12 protein-coding genes are annotated in these 8,211 nt (G+C 33.2%); 7 read left to right on the top strand and 5 right to left on the bottom strand.

Annotation, left to right across the window (positions count from 1 at the left end; all coding sequences use genetic code 11):
* The first annotated feature begins 133 nt into the window (after positions 1-133).
* From FTU45_RS14650 to FTU45_RS14625, 6 genes are all read left to right on the top strand, one after another.
* Positions 134-403, top strand: coding sequence for a mobilization protein (locus tag FTU45_RS14650; protein WP_180076656.1), 270 nt, complete (start codon positions 134-136; stop codon positions 401-403).
* 8 nt (positions 404-411) lie between these two features.
* Complete coding sequence (locus tag FTU45_RS14645) at positions 412-711, top strand: hypothetical protein (RefSeq protein ID WP_180076655.1); 300 nt, start codon at positions 412-414, stop codon at positions 709-711.
* A 67-nt stretch (positions 712-778) separates the two neighbouring features.
* Positions 779-1,237, top strand: a complete 459-nt coding sequence (locus FTU45_RS14640) for a hypothetical protein (RefSeq protein WP_180076654.1) — start codon at positions 779-781, stop codon at positions 1,235-1,237.
* 180 nt (positions 1,238-1,417) lie between these two features.
* Entirely contained in the window at positions 1,418-2,071 is a 654-nt protein-coding gene (locus FTU45_RS14635) for a hypothetical protein (RefSeq protein ID WP_180076653.1), read from the top strand.
* A gap of 18 nt (positions 2,072-2,089) precedes the next feature.
* Positions 2,090-2,608 (top strand): hypothetical protein, encoded by a 519-nt coding sequence (locus FTU45_RS14630; protein WP_180076652.1) that lies wholly within the window; start codon positions 2,090-2,092, stop codon positions 2,606-2,608.
* 9 nt (positions 2,609-2,617) lie between these two features.
* Positions 2,618-3,049, top strand: a complete 432-nt coding sequence (locus FTU45_RS14625; protein ID WP_180076651.1) for a hypothetical protein — start codon at positions 2,618-2,620, stop codon at positions 3,047-3,049.
* A gap of 528 nt (positions 3,050-3,577) precedes the next feature.
* Here FTU45_RS14625 and FTU45_RS14620 read toward each other — a convergent pair.
* Positions 3,578-4,186: an FMN-dependent NADH-azoreductase gene (locus FTU45_RS14620; protein ID WP_078194113.1), complete on the bottom strand. Its 609-nt coding sequence runs from the start codon at positions 4,184-4,186 to the stop codon at positions 3,578-3,580.
* A 98-nt stretch (positions 4,187-4,284) separates the two neighbouring features.
* On the opposite strand from FTU45_RS14620, the gene FTU45_RS14615 reads away from it, so the two are divergent.
* Positions 4,285-5,196: a LysR family transcriptional regulator gene (locus FTU45_RS14615; RefSeq protein ID WP_078194112.1), complete on the top strand. Its 912-nt coding sequence runs from the start codon at positions 4,285-4,287 to the stop codon at positions 5,194-5,196.
* 334 nt (positions 5,197-5,530) lie between these two features.
* On the opposite strand, the gene FTU45_RS14610 is transcribed toward FTU45_RS14615, so the two are convergent.
* From FTU45_RS14610 to FTU45_RS14595, 4 genes are all read right to left on the bottom strand, one after another.
* Positions 5,531-6,040, bottom strand: a complete 510-nt coding sequence (locus FTU45_RS14610; protein ID WP_180076650.1) for a plasmid replication DNA-binding protein — start codon at positions 6,038-6,040, stop codon at positions 5,531-5,533.
* Positions 6,041-6,118: 78 nt separating this feature from the next.
* Positions 6,119-7,039: a replication initiation protein RepM gene (gene repM, locus FTU45_RS14605; protein ID WP_180076649.1), complete on the bottom strand. Its 921-nt coding sequence runs from the start codon at positions 7,037-7,039 to the stop codon at positions 6,119-6,121.
* Between the two features lie 211 nt (positions 7,040-7,250).
* Positions 7,251-7,484 carry a hypothetical protein gene (locus FTU45_RS14600; RefSeq protein WP_180076648.1) on the bottom strand — a complete coding sequence of 78 codons (234 nt, stop codon included), beginning with the start codon at positions 7,482-7,484 and terminating at the stop codon, positions 7,251-7,253.
* Between the two features lie 101 nt (positions 7,485-7,585).
* The coding region (locus FTU45_RS14595) for a hypothetical protein (RefSeq protein ID WP_257224073.1) at positions 7,586-8,211 on the bottom strand (626 nt) is incomplete at its 5' end.

Raw genomic sequence — 8,211 nt, 5'->3', positions numbered from 1 at the left:
CAATCGGACTTGCAAACGAAGTTTGCATAAGTGCGCTCTTCGAGGAAAACATTACTATACATATAGCACCTTGAATGCATATTCAAGTGCGCTTATGTTAGGGATGGTTTCCCAGGATGATGGTATTTGATTAATGAGCATTACTGAAACTCTAGACAGCAAAATTAAGGCACAGGAAGAAAAGCTGAAACAGCTCAAAGCTCAAAGACAGGCAGCATTGGCAAGAGAGCGTGCCAAAGAGAAAGAACAGGCACGAAAGGATGATACAAGACGCAAGATTTTAATCGGATCCTGTATGTTGAAAATTACCGAAGATGATGAACAGGCGAGAGCAAAACTTATTGCCCAGATGGATAGATATTTAACAGATGAAAGAGATCGTAAGTTATTTAATTTAAATTAGGATTTTTTATGTTTTTCCGAAAAAATGAAGATAAAGAAATTGATCAATATTTCTTTAAAAATGGAACAGATTCCATTCTTAAAGCTGATGTATACCAACTATTTGAACAGTGTATTGCTTATAGTTATGAAGGTAGAGAGGGAATTGGTATTTGTCAAAGTATTCAACTTGAAGTAGATGCAGATCCCAAAATATCTATTTATTCTCTACAAATGAAAGAACTTTTCAGAGATGAAAATATATCTCACTTCGATTGGATCAAAAGTAAAAGTAAAGAAAGTATTCTCAATTTTTTGAAGTATGAATAAAAAGTGTTGATATGACCTTAATTTCGTTTAATTATCAACCATTAGGATTTATATGAGAAATAAATAAGTGAGTAAATCTTTAGAAATTCTTAAATCATCAGCACATAGATGGGTAGGTTGGACAGCACTTGCTACAGCAGTGGCTTTATCTATTACTCTATTGAATGGTAATAGTAAGAGCTTATACCTGGTATTCAATTGGATTGTGAGCATAGGTTATTGGGAAATAGTATTTTTTGTACCTATGCTGGTTCTTCTATTGAACGTAGCATGTGATTTGAAATTAAACCCACTTGTAATTGACCTATGTGTAGGTTCATCAAAATTTTTCTTAAAATCTTTTTATTCACTAGTCGGTTTTTGCATTGTGCTACTGGTAGCTAATTTAATTTTTGGTGATATAAATTATGCTAAATTCTTTGCGATAACAGGATTTACAGCATATTTTGTCAGTATAGCTACACATTGGATGATATTGGATCTTGAATCACAATCAAATGAATTATGTATTGAAAGCTACTATTAATGCACTAAGTATTTAAAAAAATAGGGTTTTTAAAGTAGGCTCTCTTTTTTCTCATATAAGAGATTTATGTTAATTTTCTATATTAGAAAAAAATATATGTTATAAAAACATTGATAAAACTTTAATTTACAATGAAAATAGCGAATCTTTGAGGTATGAAGCCTAATTTTTGAGTTGAGCATGCACGAATTTAATAAAGTCTCATATTTGGTTTACCAAACAACAGATCTTTTTAAATTTAAGCCACTTAGAAATTGGACGAAAATATTTCAAGAACTTCCTCACTTTGCCAGAACTGATAAGAATAGAAACAGATGGCAATGGCTATCTGATGGTTACTATTTTTGGCTTAACTCAGATCATTGGGCTTATTGGTGGGGCAATCAATGGTTTAAAGAATACTTAATTACCCAGTATTATTTACACATTGATAGAACTAGATTACTTGATCTAATTACCAATCCTGATCATATTAAATACTTCTTACTACTTTTAAAGGAGTATCAAGCTATATATGACCAAGCCGTAAAAGAGGGTCGAGAAAGTGAACTAATTTATCCGAGTGTTTGTGCTGTTTTGACATATTTTAGAGATAAATTAGGAGACGGCTTTCCATTCCATGCAATCCTCGCTGAGGATGAATGGAAGGATTTTGATGTCATAGATAAGAGAACTGGTATAAGTTCAATCCCAATGGCTCCAAATTCGAAAGAGCATGAAGCTTTTGGTGGATTATCTAGACCTCAGGTTTGTGTTTTTTATGAGCATAAAGATACTGTTTTATTTAATAAAACAGCTTATTTTCCTGAAACTTACATTAAAAAATGTAGTTAAGTTTAAGAGGATAAAATAATGGACGATATTCTGAAGTTAGCATATGCAGCTCTTGAAAAATGGAGAACTGAGGTTACTGTTGATGATTTTATAAAAGATAATAAACGATTAAATTCTAATAGAAATATTTATAGTCCTAGTGTACGAGAGTTCTTGAGCCATTGTTCTCCTATTGAAAAAATAGAAGAACAACATGTTCTTGATAATGACTTTTCTTCAAGATTTATTCCTCTTTTTGATTTAAAAGTTAAAGAAGAGTTAAGTAATTTTGAAAAAGTATTCGATTTATTAATAGCTAGTTCTAATATTCAAAAACGAGTAGATAAAAATATTTCATCTAATATAACTTCTATTGTAGTTCATTTTAAAAACCATGAAGTACATTTAGATAAACCAAAAGAATCTTTGAAATTAGAAGATCCTGAAGGGATAGACAGATTTTTTAGCCATACCCATTCTAGTTCTGCAAAAACTAAAAAGCCTGTAGAATCAGTAATGAGACATACGTCAAAAATGTTTGATTATGCTAGTTGTTAAAGAGTTAATATGAATATTTATTTTAAAGGTTATCGAGTTTTTAATTTAATTTTTAAACCAACCTTAGAGCTAATAAATTTTCTTGAAGAGTTACATGATAATCCAAATCAAGGAAAATCAGCATATTCAATTCGATCAAAAATACTTCCATATCCTGAAGATGATGATGTAAATAATATAACTGAATTTACATGTTTTGTTAGAGTTGAGTTCAGTTTGAAAGCTGATAAGCTGAAAGAAAGTGAAGCAGAATTTTCTTTTACACACATTGTTGAGCTTATTACAGAGAGTGATCCAGAAAAACACTTAGCTGATGAAAGTTTTATTCAACAAGCTAATCAATTGGCATATGTGTCTTTATCTAATTTCATTGTGAATTTATCTACGAATTGTGGGTTCAATCCAATTTATATACCACTTGCAAAAATGACTGATGACTGATGAACTTGGGTTATTCAGACAATAAAAAACCCCGGCATCCTGCCGGGGTTTTTCATATTGGGTTGCTAAGTATGACTCCTGTCTTACCTCACGTTCCTGGTGCGATCTTTCTTATTCTTGTTGTTTGGAACATCCTGTTCTCTATGGCTTCATCATAGGAAAATTCACCTATCCTGGACAGCCGTAAAGAACCAGAATTTACGTAAGCCCAGGCGTACAAAATAGCCTAAATTTTATCCACAAAAAATGTGGATAATTTTGGACATTGAGGCATTGATAAAATTTGAAAAACCTCAAAATTGACTATTTTTTAAACAATTTTATTGGCAAGAAGTATCAAAACCGCTCATAAAAAAGCCGACTTGTTTCAAAATCGGATTTTTGCGGTTTTTATGATCAGGATTAATTTTTTAAGTAATTGATATTTAAATTAATATACAAGTGTACTTCGTATAATATCCATTATGTTAAATAGGAACCTTAGAACAATAGAAAATTATAATTTCATTGCCATAAGGAAGAATATACTTACAATCCTACGTTCGTTTGTAAAGCAATTTGCTGTGAAGCTAATTCAAGTGCTTTAGATTTCCCTAATGGTTTAATATCAGTGCCTTCAGCATATATAAAATCTACCTTATCAATACCAATTAATCCTAATACTGCTATTAAATATGCTGTAACAGCATCTGTTGGAAGATCTTGATGAAAACCACCACGTGAACTAAAGATAATTGATTTAACACCTTTAATTAATCCTACGGGTGCGGTTTCTGTATATTGAAAAGTTACTCGTGCTCGTGCAATTAAGTCGAACCAGTTTTTTAATTGGGTTGGTACATTTAAGTTATACATTGGTGCTGCAATCAATAATAGATCACAATCTTTCAGCTCTTGAATAAATTGATCAGAGAGAGCTACTGCTGCTTTTACCTCAGGTTTTTCATTCGCCTCTCCACGTAAGGCATTAAATATCTCTAAGTTTAATACTGGTAAGTTCATAGCTCCTAGATCATGTTCAATTATTTGGTCAACATAACCACTTTGCTTACGTCTATATAAATATTTATTAATGAGCTGATTACTTAGAGATTTTTCCTGCATAAAACTAGATTTGATAACTAAAATTCTGTTCATAGTAAGGTTCCTAATATGAATTTTAATTAGATTATCATTGATAAATTGGATACAAAAGTGATAATAAATCAACTCATTGATTCCCAATTGGAACTAATATGCGTGTTAATGATCTGAAAAGTTTGATGGCATTTATTAGTGTTGTTGAACAAGGAAGTTTTACTAAAGCATCAGAAAAATTACATCTGACTCGTTCCGCTGTCAGTAAGATGATTTCAAAGCTTGAGGTACAGCTCGGAGTAGTACTTTTTAACAGAGATACACGTCATTTAGCTCTCACAGAAGAAGGTAGTATTTTCTATGAACATAGCCAGCGGGCTGTACAAGAATTATTAATAGCTGAGACATTATTTGAAAGTAATAATCAAAATATTCAGGGAATGATACGTATCTCTATGCCTGTATTATTTGGACAAAAGTTCATAGTTCCGATATTAAGAGACTTAGCAGATGAACATCAAAATTTGAATATGGTTCTTTCTTTTAATGATCGTTATATTGATTTAATTGAAGATAATTATGACCTAGTGATAAGAATTGGTAATTTAGAAGATAATAGTCAATTAATGGTTAAAAAGATTTCTGAGCATGCAATGTGGCTCTGTGCCACACCTGAATATTTAAAAAGATACCAGGTTCCTGAGAGCATCAAAGATTTAGATAACCATCAGACTATTGGATATTTGAAAAATGGGCAGCTTGAAAAGTGGATATTTCAAAGTTCTCATCATAAAACTATGAAATATTTGCCAAAAAATAAAGTTCAAATGGATGACATAAAAAGCATATTAGATTATGTACTAATGCATGGAGGAATTGGTTGGTTACCTTCCTGGTTGATTCAAGAATATATACAAAGTGGTCAATTAATACACCTACTTACTAACTATTCAAGTACTAACTATCCTATTCAAATTGTATGGAAAAGATCAAATTTCTTACCAATACGTGTTCGTACTACCATTGATAAAATAGCTTCATCAATACAAAAAGATAGCGTCATTAAATAAGATTTATAAGAGAGGAATTCTAAATTGATAGTAATACAAAATCTTTCTAGTTTAATTTTTAAACACGGATTTATTAAGCTTTCCTAAAATTAACATAATACACCTTATACGAAACGCGAAAAAATTTTCTTTTTAAAACAATGTCTTATTGATGTAAAAAAAGCCTAAGCACGCTCTCTTAGGCTGTTTCAGTGATTTTTCGTGTTCCACGCTCAGTAATTGATCAATGTTCCACGGTTTTGTTCAGTTTTAATAAACCTCATCCGGTTTTTTGATGAGTCATTATTTCATGTGATTGCACTGAAATTGGCTCATCAAAAAATTGGAGTCTTGGCTAACCATAGGGAAGGAAAAAACGGCTTAGGAAGCCCCTTTTTTTTGGTTCAGCCTCTACCTGCTCAGGAACAGGGATACGTTTATTCTCGATCACCTCTGATTCTTTAGGGGGCATTGTTATCACGTCTTCTTTTACTGATTCAGGTTTTACTGATCCAAGATCACTAGATTGAGTGACATTGGGTTTTGGTGCTTCCAATAGACGTTGCATTGTTTCAATCTGATTCTGATAGAAAGATTCTCGATTCTTGGCATCATCAAGCTGATTTTTCAGCATGTCTATCTGCTGTCTAAGCAGTAAATTTTCTGCCGAACTTGGACTGTCTATTTTTACAGAATCTTTTACATCTTCTTTTATTGTTGGTTCCCCAAAAACACGGATAGCTTCTGCTAGATCAATCTTATTATCAGAATTTTTACTTAAAATTCCTTTCTTTATGTTGTTGTAAATAGTTTGTCTATTGATGTTGTATAGCTTGGAAAGTTCAAGAACTGTAAGGGTTTTCATTCTGCAAACCGATGTCTAAACTTGTAAAAACTTGTTGTCTATTAAACTGTCTAATAGACAAATGATCAAGCTTAATTTTTAGGCAGATTGGAAGCCAACTTTTTGAAGATATGGGAATAATTCTTCCAATTTATTTGAATCTTGAAGCATTTCGGCAATGCGGACAGCGAATTGTTCAAAGCTTTCTGTGCCTTGAGAGTAGTTATTCATTTCAGGAAGTCTAGAAAGCTTATTTGCGAATAGATGCCGTTGAGCATCGGTCATTTTTACAGATAGATTTATACCTTTTTGACGAGAAATAGCTCCATTAGCTAATTTTTTTTGTTTAAAAGTAAATGAAAATCCTGAAATAGAGCGTCCTTTTTTCTGCTGGTCATATTTAACAGTAATATCTGAAAACTCATTAACTTGCTCAATAGCAATTTCCAGTACACGTCTTTTAAATGCTTCCATTCGAGTGTACTCGTTTACTCCAATACCTAACTGATCTCTAAATTTATTTATTTCGAAAACAGGTGTTTTACCAGTGGATCTCCACTGTATAAGTAATTCATATAAACGTATTGCATAAACACTTTTAAAATCTGAAGTCTTTTTCAAATGATAGCTAGTGAAGTATTGTTCAAAACCATCTATTTTCGTGACATGCTCTATCACTATTCGGGTCAAAGTAACGAATATTCGGCCTTGTCCTTTTTTATAGTTGGCATCTTGGATCCAACGGCTTTTGGTTACGCTTCCATCATCATTAGTAATAGTAAATTGGCGTTTAAATAAAGATTCTTCAGCTTCTATTAATGCTAAATATGCAGCATCAGGTGAAATATTAAATGCTTCAGCATAGCGAGTAGCATTTAATTCTAAAGGTTCATCAGTTGAAAGTCCCTTTCCTGTTTCTCGTGCATCAATAATGGCAATCTGCAATAGACGAGTTTCACTTAAACTTAGACTTTGTAAGGCTTGTATAAGCTTGTTTGATTTTACAATTAGATCTGTCATAAGGTTTTATTTAGCAACTATCTTATTATGTTGCTATAACAACATAATAAATATTTGTTGTCAAATACCGAGGAAACGTTGCTATATAACCGAGGAAACGTTGCTATATAACCGAGGAAACGTTGCTATATAACCGAGGAAACGTTGCTATATAGGTCTGTAAAGCCTTTTGTAGCAAGGCTTACAGCTTGTCTAAAAACATTTAAAAGCTTTAAAAATAATTAAAAACACAAACAAGTAAAAATTGCCCTTGGTTTTCGCTACGCTCAAACTCTATTGAATCTCGCTTTCGCTCGATTCGTCGGGGCAATTTTTGGTTCATATTTTCGTGAATTTGAGAAAAAGCAAAAGCAAGATCAAAAGCAACTCGGAATTCGCTTCGCTCATGAGCTTTTTTTCTCGCTACGCTCGGTTTAGGGATCAAACTTGGAAAGTTCGCACCCATGCGGGATGCTCTGCAATGCAAGTGATTAATGGATAAGGAGCTTGTAATCAGGGAAAGGAAAGGGCAAATTTTCTCAGTTCGCTCGTAGACACTCGCTCTGTTTATCGACTCATGCCACGAGATTTCATTTTAGGCGCATGTTGCTGTGCTTTGAGCTGTTTTTCTTGTCTGAGTTTCATCTGTTGTTCTGCTTTGATCTCATTCACACATTTCTTAATAACTTGATAGGTTGAGTATAGAGTTTGGTATTGCTTGGCTTTGGCCGGATGTTGTTGTTGGTACTGCTTCCAGGCATGCTCTTTGAACTTTTCATTTTCCAATAAATCCTTCACACCATGTTTTTTCTGGTGTTCATGCTGACCTTTCAGCTTTTTGTGTTCCTGGTAAATCGCATCACGTTGGGCTTCCCAAGCTTTTTTTCCAAACAGTAAGGGTTTGTGCTGGGTTAATTCGTTGTGTTGATCGACCAGGCTTTGCAATTTGTCATGACTTTGCTTGAGTCCGCTTTTCACGATCTCCTGGGCAAGCTGCTGATTGAACTCGTTTTGATGTTTGTGGTGCTTGGTCAGGTTTATTTCGGCTTGTTTGAGATTGCGCTGGATAAAATCCAGGTCTAGATTCGCGTCTTTTGCGCTGATTTCGCGTTTTAGCACTTTGCCAAGGGTTTCCCTCTGTTTTTCCTCAAACAGGGCTTTTTCGTCAATTGGTGGCGTTTTAGCGCTATTTT

The organism is Acinetobacter sp. YH12106 (assembly GCF_013418995.1).
In the GTDB taxonomy this organism is placed as follows: domain Bacteria; phylum Pseudomonadota; class Gammaproteobacteria; order Pseudomonadales; family Moraxellaceae; genus Acinetobacter; species Acinetobacter pseudolwoffii.
The sequence above is the reverse complement of the archived record's forward strand: the minus strand, read 5'-3'. Positions and strand labels throughout refer to the sequence as shown.

Bases quoted from the DNA above. Each gene is read 5' to 3' on its own strand.
- FTU45_RS14610 (WP_180076650.1), bottom strand. From the start codon at position 6,040: ATGAAAACCCTTACAGTTCTTGAACTTTCCAAGCTATACAACATCAAT.
- FTU45_RS14635 (WP_180076653.1), top strand. From the start codon at position 1,418: ATGCACGAATTTAATAAAGTCTCATATTTGGTTTACCAAACAACAGAT.
- FTU45_RS14630 (WP_180076652.1), top strand. From the start codon at position 2,090: ATGGACGATATTCTGAAGTTAGCATATGCAGCTCTTGAAAAATGGAGA.
- FTU45_RS14645 (WP_180076655.1), top strand. From the start codon at position 412: ATGTTTTTCCGAAAAAATGAAGATAAAGAAATTGATCAATATTTCTTT.
- FTU45_RS14620 (WP_078194113.1), bottom strand. From the start codon at position 4,186: ATGAACAGAATTTTAGTTATCAAATCTAGTTTTATGCAGGAAAAATCT.
- FTU45_RS14615 (WP_078194112.1), top strand. From the start codon at position 4,285: ATGCGTGTTAATGATCTGAAAAGTTTGATGGCATTTATTAGTGTTGTT.
- FTU45_RS14650 (WP_180076656.1), top strand. From the start codon at position 134: ATGAGCATTACTGAAACTCTAGACAGCAAAATTAAGGCACAGGAAGAA.
- FTU45_RS14600 (WP_180076648.1), bottom strand. From the start codon at position 7,484: ATGGGTGCGAACTTTCCAAGTTTGATCCCTAAACCGAGCGTAGCGAGA.
- FTU45_RS14625 (WP_180076651.1), top strand. From the start codon at position 2,618: ATGAATATTTATTTTAAAGGTTATCGAGTTTTTAATTTAATTTTTAAA.
- repM (WP_180076649.1), bottom strand. From the start codon at position 7,039: ATGACAGATCTAATTGTAAAATCAAACAAGCTTATACAAGCCTTACAA.